The organism is candidate division TA06 bacterium, assembly GCA_016208585.1.
Lineage (GTDB): Bacteria > Edwardsbacteria > AC1 > AC1 > EtOH8 > UBA5202.
Genome location: JACQXR010000084.1, coordinates 22,007 through 40,256 on the forward strand (window position 1 = coordinate 22,007; position 18,250 = coordinate 40,256).

Annotated in this window: 16 protein-coding genes; all 16 read right to left on the reverse strand. The window is 52.7% G+C overall.

Features of this window, described 5'->3' with window-relative positions:
- Positions 1-60: 60 nt before the first annotated feature.
- Positions 61-1,836 (reverse strand): phosphoenolpyruvate--protein phosphotransferase, encoded by a 1,776-nt coding sequence (ptsP, locus tag HY768_06350; protein ID MBI4726829.1) that lies wholly within the window; start codon positions 1,834-1,836, stop codon positions 61-63.
- Between the two features lie 4 nt (positions 1,837-1,840).
- The gene (locus tag HY768_06355) at positions 1,841-2,107 is read right to left on the reverse strand and encodes an HPr family phosphocarrier protein (GenBank protein MBI4726830.1); all 267 of its coding nucleotides are present in this window, start codon (positions 2,105-2,107) and stop codon (positions 1,841-1,843) included.
- Positions 2,107-4,188 (reverse strand): DUF1926 domain-containing protein, encoded by a 2,082-nt coding sequence (locus HY768_06360; protein ID MBI4726831.1) that lies wholly within the window; start codon positions 4,186-4,188, stop codon positions 2,107-2,109. The genes HY768_06355 and HY768_06360 overlap by 1 nt, the downstream gene beginning before the upstream one ends.
- Before the next feature lie 462 nt (positions 4,189-4,650).
- A complete protein-coding gene (locus HY768_06365; GenBank protein ID MBI4726832.1) occupies positions 4,651-5,289 on the reverse strand; it encodes a hypothetical protein in 639 nt (212 codons plus the stop codon).
- A gap of 108 nt (positions 5,290-5,397) precedes the next feature.
- A complete protein-coding gene (locus tag HY768_06370) occupies positions 5,398-6,138 on the reverse strand; it encodes a phage Gp37/Gp68 family protein (GenBank protein ID MBI4726833.1) in 741 nt (246 codons plus the stop codon).
- Between the two features lie 5 nt (positions 6,139-6,143).
- Complete coding sequence (gene tcmP, locus HY768_06375; protein ID MBI4726834.1) at positions 6,144-6,977, reverse strand: three-Cys-motif partner protein TcmP; 834 nt, start codon at positions 6,975-6,977, stop codon at positions 6,144-6,146.
- Positions 6,978-6,992: 15 nt separating this feature from the next.
- Positions 6,993-9,902, reverse strand: coding sequence for an N-6 DNA methylase (locus tag HY768_06380; GenBank protein MBI4726835.1), 2,910 nt, complete (start codon positions 9,900-9,902; stop codon positions 6,993-6,995).
- Between the two features lie 373 nt (positions 9,903-10,275).
- Positions 10,276-10,878, reverse strand: coding sequence for a hypothetical protein (locus HY768_06385; GenBank protein ID MBI4726836.1), 603 nt, complete (start codon positions 10,876-10,878; stop codon positions 10,276-10,278).
- A 66-nt stretch (positions 10,879-10,944) separates the two neighbouring features.
- Positions 10,945-11,295 carry a hypothetical protein gene (locus HY768_06390; protein MBI4726837.1) on the reverse strand — a complete coding sequence of 117 codons (351 nt, stop codon included), beginning with the start codon at positions 11,293-11,295 and terminating at the stop codon, positions 10,945-10,947.
- Positions 11,296-11,514: 219 nt separating this feature from the next.
- Positions 11,515-12,483 (reverse strand): HPr(Ser) kinase/phosphatase, encoded by a 969-nt coding sequence (gene hprK / locus HY768_06395; protein MBI4726838.1) that lies wholly within the window; start codon positions 12,481-12,483, stop codon positions 11,515-11,517.
- Positions 12,484-12,701: 218 nt separating this feature from the next.
- On the reverse strand, positions 12,702-13,016 hold the full coding sequence (gene raiA / locus HY768_06400) for a ribosome-associated translation inhibitor RaiA (GenBank protein MBI4726839.1): 315 nt from the start codon (positions 13,014-13,016) through the stop codon (positions 12,702-12,704).
- On the reverse strand, positions 13,013-13,906 hold the full coding sequence (lipA, locus tag HY768_06405; GenBank protein MBI4726840.1) for a lipoyl synthase: 894 nt from the start codon (positions 13,904-13,906) through the stop codon (positions 13,013-13,015). The genes raiA and lipA overlap by 4 nt, the downstream gene beginning before the upstream one ends.
- A gap of 165 nt (positions 13,907-14,071) precedes the next feature.
- The gene (rpoN, locus tag HY768_06410) at positions 14,072-15,502 is read right to left on the reverse strand and encodes an RNA polymerase factor sigma-54 (GenBank protein MBI4726841.1); all 1,431 of its coding nucleotides are present in this window, start codon (positions 15,500-15,502) and stop codon (positions 14,072-14,074) included.
- Entirely contained in the window at positions 15,499-16,566 is a 1,068-nt protein-coding gene (locus tag HY768_06415) for a hypothetical protein (protein ID MBI4726842.1), read from the reverse strand. Before HY768_06415 ends, rpoN begins: the two co-directional genes overlap by 4 nt.
- Complete coding sequence (gene lptC / locus HY768_06420) at positions 16,563-17,117, reverse strand: LPS export ABC transporter periplasmic protein LptC (protein ID MBI4726843.1); 555 nt, start codon at positions 17,115-17,117, stop codon at positions 16,563-16,565. Before lptC ends, HY768_06415 begins: the two co-directional genes overlap by 4 nt.
- A 37-nt stretch (positions 17,118-17,154) precedes the next feature.
- Positions 17,155-18,039 carry a lysophospholipid acyltransferase family protein gene (locus HY768_06425; protein MBI4726844.1) on the reverse strand — a complete coding sequence of 295 codons (885 nt, stop codon included), beginning with the start codon at positions 18,037-18,039 and terminating at the stop codon, positions 17,155-17,157.
- Positions 18,040-18,250 lie beyond the last annotated feature (211 nt).

Genomic DNA, 18,250 nt, shown 5'->3' on the forward strand with positions numbered 1-18,250 from the left:
CTCGCGTAAATCGTTCGACTGAGCCTGTCAAAATCCGTGCCCGAATATGGTTTTAGTAACTCAGTTGGGCTCCAGCGAGCAGATCTGCCCGGCCAGTTTCAGGTCCGGCAGTATCTGGACCACGAAATCAAACAGCATCCTGCGGATGACCGCCGGGTCCGATTCTTCCATTACATTGGCCGCCACCTTGCGGCATTCGTCCACGCTTAAATGCATGATCATTCTTTTTATCTCCGGCACCGAGGCCGGGTTCATGCTGAACTCGTCCAGGCCCAGGCCCAGCAACAGCGGCATAGCCAAAGGATCGGCGCACATCTCCCCGCACATTCCCACCCAGATCCCGGCCCGGTGGCCCTGTTCCGAGACCTCCCTTATCAGCCTTAAAACCGCCGGGTTGAAGGGATCATAGAGCTTGGCCACCTTCTGGTTGCTGCGGTCCACTGCCAGGGTGTACTGGGTCAGGTCGTTGGAGCCGATGCTGAAAAAGTCTACCTCCTTTGCCAGCTGGGCCGAGGTCAAAGCGGCCGAAGGTGTCTCCACCATTATCCCCATCTGGCATTCCGGGTCGAACTTCAGCCCCTGGCTTGAAAGCTCCTGCTTGACCCCGGCGATCAGCTGCTTGGCACTTATCACTTCGGACAGGCAGCAGATCATGGGCAGCATGATCTTGACCTTGCCGAAAGCCGAAGCCCTTAAGATGGCCCGGAGCTGGGTCTTGAGAACCTCGGGACGGTCCAGGCAAAACCTGATGGCCCGCCAGCCCATAAAAGGGTTGGCTTCGCTTAAGGGCCCTGTCTTATTGTCTAACTTGTCGCCGCCCAGGTCAAAGGTGCGGAAGATCACGGGGTCGGGGGCCAGCTTTTCCGCCACCTGGCGGTAGACCTCAAACTGCTCTTCCTCGGTGGGCAGATGGTCGGAGGTCAGGTACAGAAATTCTGTGCGGTAAAGACCCACTCCCTTGGCCCCGTGGGAAAGCACCGAGGCGGTCTCCTCCGGCATCTCGATATTGGCCGAAAGCTCCACCTGATGGCCGTCCTTGGTCACCGCCTTCTGGCGGCGCAGCCGTTTGAGGTTGGCCAGGTGCTTTAAGAAGACTTTCTGTTCCTCGCGATAGGTCTCCAGGGTTTGGGGACTGGGATTGAAGATGGCCAGGCCCCTGGCCCCGTCCACAATCAGTTCCTGGCCTGAGGAGACCTTCAGCAACAGGTTCTGGGCCCCCACCACCGCCGGGATCTCCAGGCTGCGGGCTACGATGGCGGTGTGGGAGGTCTTGCCTCCGGTTTCGGTAACGAAGCCCAGGATTTTTTTATGGAACATCAAGGCGGTATCGGCCGGGGAAAGCTCGGCGGCCAGCACGATGGCGTCCTTCGGCAGGTCCTGCATCGGCAGGGTGCTTTGGGCCTCGATGTGCTTGATCACCTGCCAGACCATGTCCCTGATATCGGCCGCCCGTTCCCTCAGATAGGCATTGCTGGAATTCTGCATGTTTTGGGCCACCTCTTCCATGACCTCCTTGAAGGACGAGGCCGCGTCCTGGCGCAGCTCTTTGATCCGGCGGGCGGTGCCGTCGAAGGTCTCGGGATCATCCAGCATCAATAGCTGGGCGTCCCAGATGGCGGCCGCCTCTTCGCCCATCCGCTGGGCGATCTGGTGTTTCAGGTCGGTGAATTCGGACTTGGCCCGGTTCAACCCGGACTTGAATTTCTCCATCTCCCGCCCGGTGTCCGCCACCCGGTATTTGACGGCCGAGACGGTCGGCTTGCGGTAGACGAAAGCCCTTCCGATGGCTATGCCCGGAGAGGCCGCCAGGCCGCTGATCCTGTATTCGGCGTTCACTTTATTAATCCTCGTTGAATTTATCGGATATCAGCCGGCCCAGGGCTTCCAGCGCCAGGGCTTCGTCCTCGCCCTCGGCCCGGACGGCGAGGATGGAACCGGGTTCGGCCGCCAGCATCATCACCCCCATAATGCTTTTGCCGTTGACCTCCACTTGGTCCTTGCGGACCCAGATCCTGGATTTGAATTTTCCGGCGGTTTTGACGAACAGGGCGGCCGGCCGGGCGTGCATTCCCAACCGGTTGACGATGGTAAAAGCTTTTTCCTGCATCAAACGGGCTTGTGCTCCAATGTAATATTCAAGGTTTGCGGCCGGCCCGGAGAAAGTCTTATTCTTTTATGCCATAAAAAACAGGAGCACTGGTAGTTCCGCTCCAGCCCCGATTCCGACTGGGAGACGGTCTCTACCGGAAAACGCCAGAGATCCCAGGCCTGGGACAGATCAAAGTCTATGGTAAGGCCCCGGTGATCATCAATTACCGAAAGCTGGGAAATTTCCTGATCCTGAACCCGGACATTAAGGGCTTCGGTGGACAGTATCTGGCTCAAGCTCCGGCAATGCCGGCCGAAGCCTGATGACAACAGGCCGAAATTGAATTCTATCCCCGGCCAGATATCCATTTCGCTTGGACCTCTGTTGACCCAGTTGTACTCAACCGCAAATAACCGTCCGACGCCGAATATGATCTTTTTGGTGATGGTCAAATCTTTTATTGGTTTTGTTAGTTCTACCGTGACCTGTTCTGCTTCCCTGTATGTTTTATGGAACCAGGCCCCGACGAGACCGGTTTCCTGCTCCTGGTGGCAGTTGCGGAAAAAAGATTCCAAATCCGTCTCCGGCCCCAGCAGGTGGTCCACCAGCCCCACCCGGCGGAAGGAATCGTAGAAAAGGATGTCCTGCAGGCCGTCTTCCTTGGAGACCACCATCTCGTGAATGCTCTTGCCCTGGGCCTGGCCCTGACCGGCCGATTGGGAAATATTGCGGTGATAACTTTCGGGCCGGCGGGCCAGGGTGTCGAACAGGTTTATTTCTTTTTCTTTGACGTCCCACTCCAACAGGCTTCCTCCCGCAGCCGGAGAAAGATATAACCGGTTATAGCGGTTGGAAAGCTCCACTTCGTTTTGGCCGTTGCCGTCAAAATCAAATTCCCTGATCTCAAAGACAGGAACGACAGTCTGGGAATTAGCTTCCATCAGGTTTTCGGCCCGGATCAGGTGTCTATACAAGGACTCGCGCAGATGCGGCAGGTATAGGCCGCCGAAAACGCCGTGCCAGTAACCGCAGTTGCACTGACCCCGGTACAGTTCCCGCAGGACCTCGGGACCCTGGCCGGCTGCCTTGGCCGAGACCGAGAGCATCTTGCGATAGATATTATTGGACTCGGGATATTTGGTCAGAAAATCCCGCCAGGTTCCGCCTTTGACAAACGGGCTGTAGCGCGGATAACTGCCTTCGGCTTTCAGCCTCTGGGCCAGTTCCGAATAGACGGCTTCGGCTTTCGGCTCCAGCGCCCATTCCCCCATCTCGGCGTAGGAGGCGGTGGGCAGGTAGATCCGGCCCTTGGCGGGAATCGTTTCCAGGGCCTGGCTGAAAGTGACCAGTTCCAGCCATTCCCGGTTCTTATCCAGTTCGTTCAGAAAGTTTTTCAGCCAGCCCTTTTCATAGGCCAGTTCGTGGGTGCCGGGCCAGACCCCGAACTTCTCCCCGTCGTCGGCCAGTATGGCCAGCGCATCCCGGTCCGGCTGGCGCAGGCTTTTCAGATGGGAGATGACCTCGTCCACATTATGAAATGGCGCCAGATAGCGGAGCTTTTGGCTGATGGGAAATACCGCCAGCGGTTTGCCCTGGTCTTCGGTGATGTAATGGCCGTTCAGGTCTTCGTCGGTCTTGCCGGAGCACTTGAAATGATAATCGTCCAGCACCGTATATTTTATTCCAGCGTCCGCCAGCACCGAGGCCAGCCCCGGCTCCCAGACCCGCTCGGCCAGCCAGGCCCCGGCCGGGGCCCGCCCGAATCTGTTCTTCAGAAATTCCGACATCATATTCAGCTGGCCCTGCTTGTCACGGTCGGGAATGGCCGGCATGATGGGCTCGTAAAAGCCCCCGCCCAGCAACTCCATCTGCCCGGCCCGGACCATTTGGCCCAGCTGGTCCAGGTATTCCGGATGATGCTGTTCCAGCCACTCCCACAAGCAGCCGCTGTTGTGCAGGGTAAACCTGAACCAGGGATGGCCGGCCACCAAATCCAGAAAAGGCTTATAGGCCTTCTGGTAGGCGTCCTCAAACACGAAATCAAAATTGCCCACCGGCTGGTGGTTGTGAACCCCGAATATGAATTTTAGTTTGGACATCAGTAGCGTCCGGTTGTTTTTACAAGAAAATTGTAGAATGCAGATGGGGCAATGGTCTTAGAGGTTTCATCATGTAATCGATTTGAATTCAGGCTCAAAAATCACCTATTGATTCGCAAGGACTTATACCACGAAAAACGCCATTTCCCATAATAACCGGACAGTAGTGTTTGGGCATAGATGATTGATTTATTTTGAACTCATCCCCTTGCCATTAACAGGCAGCCCATATAGGCGGGCAGGCCGTCCCCTTCTCTTATTTATTTTTCAAGAGAAGGGGTGCAAGGGGTTGAGTTGGTATTCTCATAACTAACAATGTAAGCAATCTAATGAAACCCGATCCCTCCTGCGGCGGACAAGCGGGGTTTAAACCCCAAGAGATTATTTTTATCATTCAACCACGAGCTAAAGCTCGTGGCAATGGAAATAGAATAATTAGCGTTGGGGTTGAGTTCCCTCGTCCTATTTTCTTCTATTCTGCGGTTGGACAGTTGGGCCGGCGGGATTGACGGTTGCCGGGGTCACTATACCTCCCGAGAACACTACCGCCGCCTCGCGCATGGCGTCCAAGAGATTGGACACGTCGCCGGCGTATTTCCGGGAAAAGGCCTGGTCTATCTCCCCGGTCTTTACGTCCATTACCCGCAGTTCCACCACATACATCATGCCCAGTTTGCCAATGGTGCCGCCCACCATCTTCTGCACGCCCAATAGCTGGCCGGCCTCCACCAGGCAGGCCCCCTGGTCGCAGGCCCCGCTCTGCTGGAAGCCCTGTTCCTTGAGGATTTCGTCGCGCTTGGAGCGTTCTACTACCTTGTAGAACTTGGTGTTCACGAACTCGTTCAGCAGTTTGTCGGTCAGCATGGACACTTCCTGGGGAGACAGACCCGAGGTAACGTTCAGGTCCATCACCGAGATGGTGAGCTTGGGTCCCTGGGGCGCCGGGACCGAAGAATAGCCGGGTTGAGTCTGATCGGGCGGGGTCCCGGCCGGTTTGCCCAGCCTGGAGCCGGTAGTGGTGCGTACCATTGTGGCCGCGCAGCCTGCCAGAAGGAGGGCCGGTAACAGGCCGATGATGCCCGATGCCAATTTTCTCTTCATTTTATTCTCCGTTTTCTATTTGGATTTTATTTTTCGTTCACCAGAAACATGCATTTATCCATCAATGCTTATTAAGCGTCAGGCCGATATTTGGTTTGGCGGTCATTGTTATCTTGCAATATTTGTTGGCGAAGTTATATCCGTTTCAGGCATCCTCATCCATATCTTGCCGTCAAGTATTTTGCCCGCTTTCTTCTTGTTGAATCCGCCCCATTGTTTAAAGAAAAACGGCACTTTAGCTTTTATACATTGATCTCTCAATTCCCTGGCCCATTCGGGTTGCATGGGGCGCGCGCCCGGGCCGGACTCGCCGCCTACTATCGCCCAATCTATACCGGTTAAATCAACCTTGCCAATCTGCTCCAGCAGGGGTTCAAAAGAAATGAACTTAACCTTGGCTTTGGTGGCGCGCAAGCTGTCTATCCTGTATAGATGCTCTTTATCTTCTACCGTTACCCCCATCCATACATTATCAGGCCAGGGCAATTCAGGAGCAATATCGAACAACCGCTCGGCCCGCTTGGTTAGCGCTTGGTAAGTATGCCAATGGGCGCTCTCCATTACATTAAACACCCGTTGGATGAATGATACCGGCACGTTTTCGTGGAATAGATCGCCCATTGAATTAACGAAGATCATCCTGGGCTTGCGCCAGCCTAAAGGATAATCCAACATAGCCGGATGCGTCGTGACCTTAAACCCTTTCCTGTAATTATGCGAGCCCATAGCTTTCAGCCGTCTGGTCATTCGCTCGGCATAGCAATTGGCGCAACCCGGGCTGGTTTTGGTGCAACCTGTAACAGGGTTCCAAGTTGCCTCCGTCCATTCTATATGCGTATTAGTTGCCATAAGGTTTAACCGAACATGTTAGTTTGCGGGTTACCGTATTTTTTTGTTTCTTTCCAAAATGTTTTACCTAAATCATGTTTACTGAAGAAGGCCAACCTATATAAAGGCGCTTTCCTTTGTTGGTTTCTTACTAAAACTGATTCATGGTCTTCATTTTGCTTGTAACCCAAGTCCCCCATATGTTTGGAAAACTCACCGAGTACAAATAGACCAAAATTGGCGTTGGGTACTTTAAATTTTTCCCATCTATCTCTCCAATCAGAGTAGCCAATAAATTTTTCTACATTATTATTGCTTGGTCCTTTATAAGTATCTGCATTTCTTTTTGCATCCATATCTGTGGGTATCAATACTAAAAAATCTGTCCGCCGTGCTTTGGCTATTGCTTCGATAGTATTAAATGATAGATTGTCTAATTTATATGGGTCTGTAAAACAAAATGTCAAGACCTTGTTGTCTTTCCCTGGCACAGGGATATTGTCAATTATCGCCTCTGTAGACATATTTACATCGCCCACGATATAGCTTGCATCAATGTTGTGCTCGCCATTCTCAACCCTTTTTTGCAGCGCCTTGAGCTTGGCTTCATCACTATCGCAAAATAGGTATTTGCTAAATTTATTTGAAAGTTTTATTGCTAATATCGGGGTGGATTCAACGATTTCACCTGTAGATTTGATTTTTGATCTACCAGCACCAGCAAATAGGTCAATATAAACAAGTGTATCCCATTTGTCCTTCATACTTCTGGTAAATATATCTGCATAATTTTGCATCAATAGATATTTACCTTTTGCCCAAATTCCTACTTCAGGTGTAATCAATCCATCGTCTTCCATAATAACTCCAATAATTTAATTCCCCTCAATAACCTTCTTCTCCGCTTCATTCAGCCCATACAACCTATACACTAGTTCATCAATTTTACGGTCTATGGCGGCAATGTCGTGCTTATTGCGCTGGCGTAGTTCCGGGGTTTTGTTTTGCTTAAGCATTTCTTTTACTAAAACAACAAGCTGGTCGTGCATTGCTTTGTCTTTTTTGTTTTTAAAATCTATTTTACGTATTGGCAACTGCAATACTGTTGTTTGCCTTAAATGCGGAAAAGCTATTTTCTTTTCTTCACCGTATTTTGCAAAATAATACTTAGACATAAGTTTAGAATTTAAAATACCCAGGTAATACTTCAAGTCATATATTGCTTGTTTATTTTTAAAGATGTAGATGACCTGTATAACATAGCTGTCCTTGTCTAATGTTGCATTTATGCCTGTACCCGTTTTTCTTATAATAATTTTTTCGCCAACATATGATTCTGGTTGTTTATAATCAATATTTCTTGAACCTAATTTTAGGTAATGACAGCTATCGGTATAGTATCTACCCATGTCACCGCCGACTAAAAATTTAACATACCCTTCTTTTTTCTCTGTAAAAACAATACTGCTTTTTTTGCCTATTTCTACACCTCTTGCATTAGTTACAAAATCACCGTAATTTAAAGACGCTTCTTCTATTTTAGTAAAAATACTTGAAAGTTTATTGTTTTGGGTTATTGAAAACAAATACTGCCCATCTTTAGCTATATTGCCTTGTAAGAGTTTGTTTGTTTTAAATATGCTAATTTTGTTTTCAATTTCGTACTTTACTTTGAAAGTATTTTTAATATTGTTTTTTTCATCGATTGACTTATCAAAAAATAACAACAGAGACGGCATTTTTACACCCTCAAATATTTTTTCACCCACATCAACGATTTCAGTAATCCTTACTTTATGGGCCAAATATTTACGCAACATAATATAATCTGGATTCATTATCCACCTGCTGGGAACAATAAAACCAAATTTTCCGTGTTCTTTCATTACTTCATTGGATTTTTCAACAAAACAACTAAAGATGTCATATTGTTTTCTTGCCGTGCTGTATCTATGTTCGTAATATTTCTTGTTTGGCATATCCATGAATTTTGACTGTATCCACGGCGGATTTCCAATCACTGCATCAAAGCCTTGCCCTGAGCGTGCCGAAGGGCCGCCCCCCACAAACACCTCTGGGAAAGCTACCTGATAATTGAACGGTTTCTGGTCTTTAACATCCTTGAAATAACCCCTCAGATTCTCATTCAAATCCCTGTTAAGCCCGCTTTCAAAAACCTTTATGTTTTCCAACAGGTTTTCCTTGTCTTCTTCATCCTTGGCCCTGTGAAATTCATTCCGCAACTTGATAAGCTTGGGTATCTCCGGCTCGGCGTCATACCAGGGAAACAACTCGCCCTCATGCTTCTTCTCGAACATCTGTCCCGATATCAGCGAATTGCCCTCCCTTATGTTAAGGCTTAAATTGGGCAGAAGTTTGTCGCCGGGCAGATCCCTCCAATTCAAGCCCTCCAATGCCTTGAGCATTAAATTAAGCTTGGTTATCTCCACCGCCCGCTCGTCAAGGTCAACGCCAAACAGGTTGTTTTGCAGGATGGCTTTGGTTATGTCAAAATCCCGCATGGCCGCTGTCTGGCCTTTGTTCTTGGCCAGCTCGTAAGCCTTGTAAAAACAATCGAAAGCGCAGATCAGGAAAGACCCCGAACCGCAGGCCGGGTCCAGCACTTTAATTTTCTTGATTTCTTCGGTGGTCCGGACTTTAGCCAGTAACTCGCCCACCGTATTTTTTACGATATAGTCAACTATATAATCCGGGGTGTAGTAAATGCCCTGGCTTTTGCGGTTTGTTTTAACCTGTACGTTTAAATCATCGCTCTTTCGGGCTTTGCGTAAAAGCTCGCCCAGATAGTTCTCGTAAACCTCGCCGATGATATGCACCGAGATGTCTTTGAAATCAAAATCGGTCACCTGCCTGACTATGGGAGCTATGACCTCGTTGTCCAAAGCAAAATCGTCTATCGGCTGATGGGTGAACAGCTCGGTGTTGAACTTCTGCTCCATCTGCTTAAAGACGTTCTTAAGCTCTTTATAGGTGTTATCCTTGGTTTCCAGCACCGCCCTTAAATGATCCTCGTTTATTATGCCCTTGTCGTGGCAAACGTCCATAAAGATCAGGCGGTCCAATATCCGCTGGGTATAAAGGTCTATTTCGTCGGTATTATATTTGTCTTTATATTTGTGGTTGACATGGTTTCTTAAAGTTTCCCGCCAGCCCGTTAGTTTATTGAAGAATTTTGCCTTGGTATCGGCCAGTATAATTTCCTTGGGATAATACAGCGGATTGGGGTCTATCTTGCCTTTGTTGTGGCAAACATATTCCCGGCTGATCAGCTTTAAAAAAGCCAGGCCTTCGTCCGAAAGCAGATCAGTATAAAACCGCTTGTCGGCCTTGGGCCACAACAGAGAGTGAAAGGCATACCTTTTGCCGTAAATATCTTTATGGACCACATTATATAGCCGCCATTCCACGAAGTTGGTCAGCACGCCCCAGTAAACCCCTTCGGCCCGGCAATAGCCGTAAAGCTGCTCTTCGAAGGTTTTTCTCTTTTTGCCTGAGCCGTAATAACCGTCAAGCTTATCAAGCTTCCTGGCATCCTTGCACTCCACCACCAGCATGTTGTCCTTGCTTTTGTCGTGCAAAACTATATCCGGGAAATTGCCGGTGTTCACGCCCTGGCTGGCGCCCTGCTGCCAGTCGCCATCCCGCCAGCCCAGCAGTTCCAAAACCTTGACCACATAACTTGACTGCACCTGCATCTCGGCCATGTGATGGATGTTGTTGGCCTGGGCCTGGGCCACTAATTTTTCAAGTTCTGCTTTTAGCATTTAAGGCCGTTTTTAGGTTAATTTACCCAACTTGTTGCTATTTTTAGTCTTATTACTACCATCCAAGGCTAAATACTATGCACTTTGACCCAAATACCATATAAAATGTCCTAAATTACCCGGTAAACACCCTTAATACCATAGAATACGACCTCAATACCATGTCGGACGCCTCATATTCCGTGTATTATGACCTTAATACCATGTAATATGCCCCATATTCCGTGGAATACGACCTCAATACCATGTAATACACCCCATATTCCGTGGAATACGACCCAAATACCATGTAATATGCCCCATATTCCATAGAATACAACCTCAATACCATGTCATACGCCTATTATTCCATGTAATATGACCCTGATTCCGTCTACTTTGCATCTTTGTACCCCCGTTTTAACGCCGCTTTATAGCGCAGATTTAAACTCCGGCCCAAGCCTTTTATTTTCATGGAATCGTAGGTGCATTGGCGGCAGAGCCGGGTGCCAGTCCGGCCGCCGGCGTCTAACTTCATATGTCCCACTCTTACGCTATTATTCAGCATCCACAGGACCAGGCCTATCTTCATGGTTCTGGCGTTGCCGCAACTGCGGCAGGTTATGACGACCGACTGGCGGTAAAGCACCTGGCGGCATTTGCCGCACAACTCGTTGCGGGGATCAACGGTATTGGGCCGGCGGGACCCGTCGGCCTCGTGTTTTTTCAAGAGCGTACGGCAGCGCGGACACCAGCCGTATTTCCCCGAACCCCGGTAGACTCGGGAGCCGGCTTGGGGAATCATGTCCTGGGCTATCTGGCGCACCCGTTCGCGGGTCAGGCCGTAATCGGCTCCGATCTTTTTGTATGTTTCGATCCCCCGGCTGACCCTGGCGGCAATGGCGGCGTTTCGTTTGGCCAGCCCTTTGACCTTTACCCCCTTTGGCCTCCCCCGGCCTTTGGACTCAGTCTGTTTTTTGCTTTTAAGTTTCGTCATGCTGCAAAGTATTTCGGTTGGCGGCGCATGACAGCCATGCGCCGCCTTTTGCCTGTTATCCTGTTTCTATTTCTTAACCCTCGGCCCCTTGTGCGGCCTTAACATCCTGGGCGCGATCCCGAACTCGCCCAGCTTCTCGCCGGTCTTGCCGTAGTTAGTCTCCAGGGTACTGACCCACTTGGCGATCTCGGTGGCCAGACCCTTCTTGGCCGCGACGAAATCCACGGTGGACTGCTGGGCCGCAGCCTTGGCCTTTTCCTGGGTCGCGTCGGCGTTGTTGAAAGCATCCAACGCCTTCTGCAGGGAGACCGGGTCCAGCCCCCACTTGGCAACCTTGGCCTTGTTGCCCGTGCCGCCCTTGACAAGGTTGATGCCGCAGTCCTTGTAGTCGACGGTTGAGGAAAGTTTTTTCCGCATGCCTTCCTCCTTGTGCGGTGTTAATGTTTGGGTATACCCTAATTTAGGGTTTAACTGAACACATCAATTTTAACATTGAGCGCGGACAGTATCTATGCGTAAAGTTTATGACCTCCCCCATATCCCCCTCCCTTGGAGCCTGTCCTGAGTTATGCTTGCATAAGACTGGCGAAAGGAGGGGAGGGATAAAGGGTGGGGTCAACCGTTGCTCTGGCAAGGTTACTCCAGATCGTCCTCCTCAAACTTGGCGGCCTCGAACTTCTTCTGCATGGACTCTAAAAGCCGGTTGTTGAACTCCTCCGGGGTGCGGTATCCGCAGACCTTTAAAAGCTGGTTCATGGCTATCACCTCGGAGATGACGCTGATGTTCTTGCCCGGCACCACCGGCACCGTTACCAGCGGGATCTCCACCCCCAGGATGGTGGTCGGTTTTTCGTCCAGGCCCACTCGCTCGTAATCCTCGTCGTCGCTCCAGCGCTTGAGGCGCACTTCCACCTCGATCCTTTTGCGCATCCGCACCGCCCGGATGCCGAAGATGGTGGCCAGGTCTATGATCCCGATCCCCCGGATCTCCATGTGGTGCCGCAGCAGCTTGTTGCCGAAGCCTATCAGAACGCTTTGCCCCCGCTTCTTGATCTCCACCACGTCGTCGGCCACCAGCCGGTGCCCCCGCTCCACCAGGTCCAGGGCGCATTCGCTCTTGCCGATGCCGGAATCGCCGGTGTAAAGAAGCCCCAAGCCGTAGACGTCCACCAGGGTGCCGTGGACGGTGGTGGTAGGAGCCAGCCTGTTGTCGATGTAAGAGGAAAGCTTGTGGATGAAATCGGTGGTGTCCAGGCCGGTGCGCAGCAGCGGTATCCGCCGCTCCAGGCAGATGGCGACCAGCTCGGGATGGGCGGCCAGCCCCTTGGAGATTATGATGCAGGGTAGTTCGAAGGCCGTGATCCTCTTCAGCGACTCCACCCTTTTATCCGGGCTTAGGGTCTCCAGGTAACCGGTCTCGGTGATCCCGATGATCTGGATCCGCTCCCACAGAAAATAGCCCATGTAACCGGAAAGGGCCAGCCCCGGGCGGTTGGCGTCGGCGATTATTATCTTGCGCTCTAGCCCGGTCTTGCCGGTCAGCAGTTCCAAATGCAGAAACTCCTGCCTATCATCCAATAGCTCCTGAACCGATATCTCTTTCATGGTCTCCCCCTGTTCCTGTTTACCATCTAGTGTTTGGTGTTTACTTGCCCTGAGCATGTCGAAGGGCTGTTTGATGTTTGACGTTTACTTGCCCCAAGTATGTCGAAGGGCTGTTTAGTGTTTGCCGGTTACCGTTTACTAATGTAGATTCAATTTGCAATTTACGAATCATGGCAGTTGGCAACCCCAATTATCTGTTCCCTATTATCCGTTTCCGGTTACTGCCCCTTCAGCCCCCGGCCTTTGTGTTCCTTGCGTTCCTTTACTTTCTTGACCTGGGTCTCGATCTTTTTCACCGCCAGATCCAGGGCCTGGCGCATGTCCATGCCCTGCTCCTTAGCCGCCAAACGTTTTCCGGCCGGCAGATGAATGGTAACCTCGGCGGTCATCCTCTTTTTTTCTTCGGTCAGAATAGCCCGGGCTTCCAGTATCCGGGGAAAGAAATGCTCCAAATGTTCCAGACGGGACTGGACGTCTTTTTTTAGGCCTTCGGTCAGGCCTTCAAAATGGCGGGCGGTGATATTGATTCTCATGCCAGTGCCTCCTGTTTGATGTTGGTTATTGACTGATAAGTTTGATAGGCCAGATAGGAACTGCGCACGGCGGGGCCGGCCACCACCGCGTCAAGTCCTAGCGTTTTTTCTCCGTATGTCTTAAGTTCCTGATATTCTGCTTCATCCCAGAATCTTCTTACCGGCAGATGATCCGGGGACGGGGCCAGATACTGGCCCACAGTCAGGATCCGGCAGCCGGCTTCTTTGAGATCGGCCATCACCTGTTTGATCTCACCCGCTTCTTCGCCCAGCCCCACCATCAATCCTGACTTGGTTGCCAGCCCGGCCCGGGAGGCATAGTTTATCAGGCTTAAGGACCGGCGGTAATCGGCCTGGGGCCGGACTTGGGAATAGAGCCGGGGCACGGTTTCCAGATTATGGTTAAAAACCTCGGGCCGTATCTCCGCCGCCTGCCGCCAGGATTCTTCCCGGCCATTGAAGTCGGAAGTCAGTATTTCCGTCAATATCCCGGGGTTCTCCCGGCGCAAAGCCCGGACCGTTTCGGCGAAATGCCCGGCCCCGCCGTCGGCCAGATCGTCCCGGGTAACCGAGGTGATCACAGCATACTTCAGTCCCAACTGCTTGACGGCCCGGGCCAGCCTTTGAGGCTCCTGGCCGTCCAGCGGTCCGGGACGGCCCTTGGCCACCGCGCAGAACCGGCAGTTCCGGGTGCAGATCCCTCCCATTATCAGAAAGGTGGCCGTGCCCGAAGCAAAACACTGGTTGCGGTTGGGACAGCGGGCTTGGCGGCAGACGGTCTCCAGCCGGTTTTCCGAAAGCGCCCGGCTGACTATGGCCTGGGCCGGGTTTCGCACCAGGCTCTGCTTGAAGGCCCGGGGCAGTCTTTGGTGGTTTTGATTTTCCGGCATGGTATTGTTTAATCTTCTTGGAACATTTTTATCCGCAGACGTTGTAGTGAGTGTTGGTCGAACTATTAACACAGATTTTAACAATTTTTTATACAGCATGACTTTAATTCGTTAAAATAAATCTGCGAAATCTGTGGATGGGAAAAGGCAGCTTGGTTTCTGCTGCTATGGGTTCTTCCTAAGACTGGCCGGCTGTATATTACCCTCCTGGCGGTACTTGGCGATGGTGCGCCGGGCGATCTTCAGGCCCGCCTTGGCCAGGGCGTCGGCTATGTCCTGGTCGGTCAGGGGGGTTTTGTGATTCTCGTTTTTGATCATCTCCAGCACCTTGTCCTTGATGGCTTTCAACGAGTCCTGGCCCTGGCTGGTGCTTATCCCGCCGCCGAAAAAGTACCTGACCGCCACCAGGCCGTGGGGGGTCAGGGCGTATTTGTTGTGAACCGCCCGGCTGACCGTGGACTCGTGCATCCCGATGTCATCGGCCACCTGTTTCATGGTCAGGGGCTTGAACTGGCGCAGGCCGTGGTCCAAAAAATCCCGCTGGCGGTCGACTATGGCCAGCATTATCTTCTGAACGGTGCGGCGCCGCTGTTCTATCATCCGGACGATGAACCGGGCGGCCTCCAGCCGTTTGACCACGTAGTCCCGCTCCTCGGGCTTGGCTTTTTTTGATTGCAAAAGTATCTTTTTGTAATCCGGGGTCACCCGCACCCGGGGCACCACCCGGTCGTTGATGATGATCGCATATTCTCCGTCCTGTTTTTCGATCAGGATATCGGGGAAAATATAGCGGGTTTCATCGCTGCCCAGCCCGGCCCCGGGCTTGGGGGAAAGGGCCGAGATGATCTCCCGGGCCACCACCACCTCTTCCTCCGTTACTTTCAGGGCCTTGGCGATGGCCGGATAGCGGCGGCGCTCCAGATCATCAAGATGCTGGTCCACCATCTTCCAGGCCAGGCTGTCCCGGTAACCCAGGTGATTGAGCTGGATCAGCAGACATTCCTTCAGATTCCGGGCGGCCACGCCGGGCGGGTCAAAATTTTGAACCAGCTCCAGCACCCTTCCCACCTCGGCCAGCGGCTGGTGAAGCGCCGCGGCGGCTTCGGACAACTCCATGGTCAGGTAGCCGTCGTCGTTGAGGTTCCCGATCAGATAATTTCCGATCTCCAAATCCCTGGGGCTTTGGCAGGAGATCCGGAGCTGAGACAGTATATAATCCTGGAAACTCTGCTGGGTGACCACATAGGGCTGGGAGTCTTCCTCCGACTTATCCTTGTTGGCCGGATAATAACCACTGTCCAGGCCATCCTGCAGGTAATTCTCCCAATCCAGCTGATCCGGGCGGTCCGGCTGTTCCGGTTCTTCTTCGTTCGAGGTCTTCTGGAAGGAATCCAGCGAGTTTAAACCTTCGGCCTCCTGGATTTCTTCCTTGGTCTCCTCCAACACCTCTTCCAGCATAGGATTGATCTCCAGCTCCTGGCGCACCAGCTGCTGAAGTTCCAAAGTGGGGAGCTGCAGCAGTTTTAACAACTGCAGCATCTCCGGGGCCAGTATCTGGCGGAGTTCCTGCCTTAAGCCCGGACCCATAGCGCTCATTTTACATCCTCCCGGGAGAAGTAGGCGCCTTTGGCTTTTTTGTTCATCAGTATCCTCTGGGTCTTTCCCTGGCTTAAGAAAAATTCCATCTCCTGCCCCTGGGCCAGATTTTTCCCGGTATTATTTTCCTTCTGCCGCCGGTGATATTGGCACCACACCCGGCCCCAGGCATGAACGTAAGACAGCTGGCCCTGAATGAAATCGGCCTTCAGGCTGTCGCAGACGATGATGTCGGTATCGGGATCGGCTTCCGCAAACTGGCGGACCACGGCCGAGTCCCGCACCCAAGCCCGGCGCAAAGTGTCGCCCTTCAGGTCCAGCTCCATCAGCCGGCCGCTGATGATGGCGTCCCGGCGCCAGACTAAAGGGTCCTGTTCCAGCATCATCCGTCCCGCAGTCTTGAAGTAGGTCATCTTGCCGCAGGCTGCCCACAGGCTGTCCTGGGCGAATCTGACCTCTCCCGTGGCCACCGCCAGACTGCCGGTCTGGAAGACCTCCATTTTTTTAGAGGTAATCACGCTTTTTTTATCGCGGTTCTTTTTATCATAGGATTCCATTCTGGCCTGGCCGGTAACGAACCCGTAGCCCTGGTCGTGCCAGTATTCCCCGTATTTGCCGTACAGCTTGTTGTTTTGAGAGGAATCTATCATCTCCACGTTTCCGTAGGCGTAGCTTTTGGCCAGGGGCCGGGAATAAGCCAGGGAGTCGGCCGTCAGGTCCCAGCCGACGTCGTTGAGCCGGGGCCGCCCGAAGATGCTGGCCCGGCCGGTGGGCTTGATATAATCGGCCCTGTGGCCGGTGATCTTGACCGTCCTATCGTAGATGGTGACCTTCCCCCAGACCGAGGCCTTTTGGGTCAGGGTGGAGATGCGGGCGGTGTCTCCTTTAAGCACCGTGGAACCGTGGATGATCTCCACCTGCCCGTAGAGCCAGGTGATCTTGTCCTTGCCCGACTGCTGGATCTTCATGTTGTCGGCCGAAAGGACGTAGGGCTGGGTGGCGTCGGCCACGGGCTTGGGGGCCGCCCCCAGTCCGGCCCAAAGCAGCAGCGCCCAGAAACTCATCGGATCCCCTCCAGACCGGTCAAAAGTTCTTTCTTGCCCCGGACGTTGCGCTTAATCTCGATCTCCTTCAGGTCGGGGCTGGCCGTCATGCCCTCGCCCTCCAGCCAATCGCCGTCCTTCTCCAGCCGGACCTTGGACTCGGTGGTGAAGCGCCGGTCTTTGTTGCTCCAGTCCAGAGAGTTCGTCAAAAGTCTCAGGCCGTCGTTGGTGGTCAACACGACATTCTGGCGGGTCTCCATGTTCCGGGTCTCGGTATTGATCTTCCCGGAATCGGCGGTCATGGTGGCGCTGATGGAATCGCCAGCCTTGCGGTAAAAATCAATTTTGAGCTTGAACATCTCCACCAGATGCTGGTCGTTGAAGGTATTGGCCTGTTCGGCCACCAGCACCCAGGACCGCTTTCCGGCCTGGGTCTCGGTCAGCTTAAAGCCCTGAATGGTCTGGGAGGGCGGAAAGTCCGGCTCAACGGCCGGCTGGGAGGCCTGCTCCTTCTTGCACCCGGTCAAGAGCATCAGGATGATGGCAATATATACGTATGTTCTTTTCATCATTTTAAAGTCCAAAGCTTACAGCTTAAAGCTGATAGCTTTAAGCTTGTGGTTTCTCTATCCAGCGCAGGTGCATCCAGACCCACTGGCTTACGTCCTGCTTGATCAGTTCTTCGATGGCCGTGGTCTGTCTCTGGACGTCTTCCCTGAGCCGGGCTTCCTTGTCGGTTAACTCGGACTGGGGCAGGGGCGGTTTGATATACAGGTGATGGATGCCGTCTTTGTCTCGCTGAATGGCCATCGGAATCACCGCCGAGCCGGCCCGGGCCGCCAGGGCCGCCGCCCCGGTGGGGGTTTTGGCCTGGTGCTCGAAAAATTCAACATTGACGCTGGAGACCCGGGTGTCCTGGTCTATCAGGATCCCCAGGGCATGGCCGGAATGCAGGGCCTTTAAGGCCTCCTTGGCCCCGGTGTCCCGGTCTATCGCCTGGATCCCCTGTCCGCTGCGCATATTCAGCACGATGCCGTCCATCCGGGGATCATACATCCGCTTGCCGATCACGCTGATCTTGTACCCGTGCCGGGAGAACCAGACCGGCATAAGCTCCCAGCAGCCGATGTGCCCGGTGACGGCCACCAGGCCCTTGCCCGACTGGTAGACCCGGTCGAAATGTTCCAGCCCGTGGAGCGCCACCAACCGGTCAAGTTCCTCCAGCGGAAGCCCGGAAATTTTTATGGCATCAACCGCGTTCAAGGCCAGGTTCCGGTAGATCTCCAGGCCCAGGGCTTTATGATCCTTTTGCTCCGGAAAGATCAGCCTTAAGTTGAACAGAACCTTGTCCCGTTCCCTGGGCATCAAATGCCAGGCCGCAGGGGCCAAAGCCCTGGCCAGCCACAGGCAAAACGACCGGGGCAGGACCAAAAAGGTCTTTAATAAAAGTCTGACTAGCAGATATTTTAACTGCCGGCGGATTGTTTTATTCACTTACATAATTTACCATACAAAGGCTATCTTTGCAAGACTAAAAATGCCCCCCGCCTGTTAGCGGGGGGCATTTTGATGTGCCGGGTAGGGGCAATTCACGCGTCCTGCGTAGCCGTTAAAAGTGGCAAAGTAGGATGAATTGCCCCTGCATTGAATTTATTGGCTCGTAACCGCTTTCCAATATTTATTCATTCGTTCCCGGCGGCTGGGT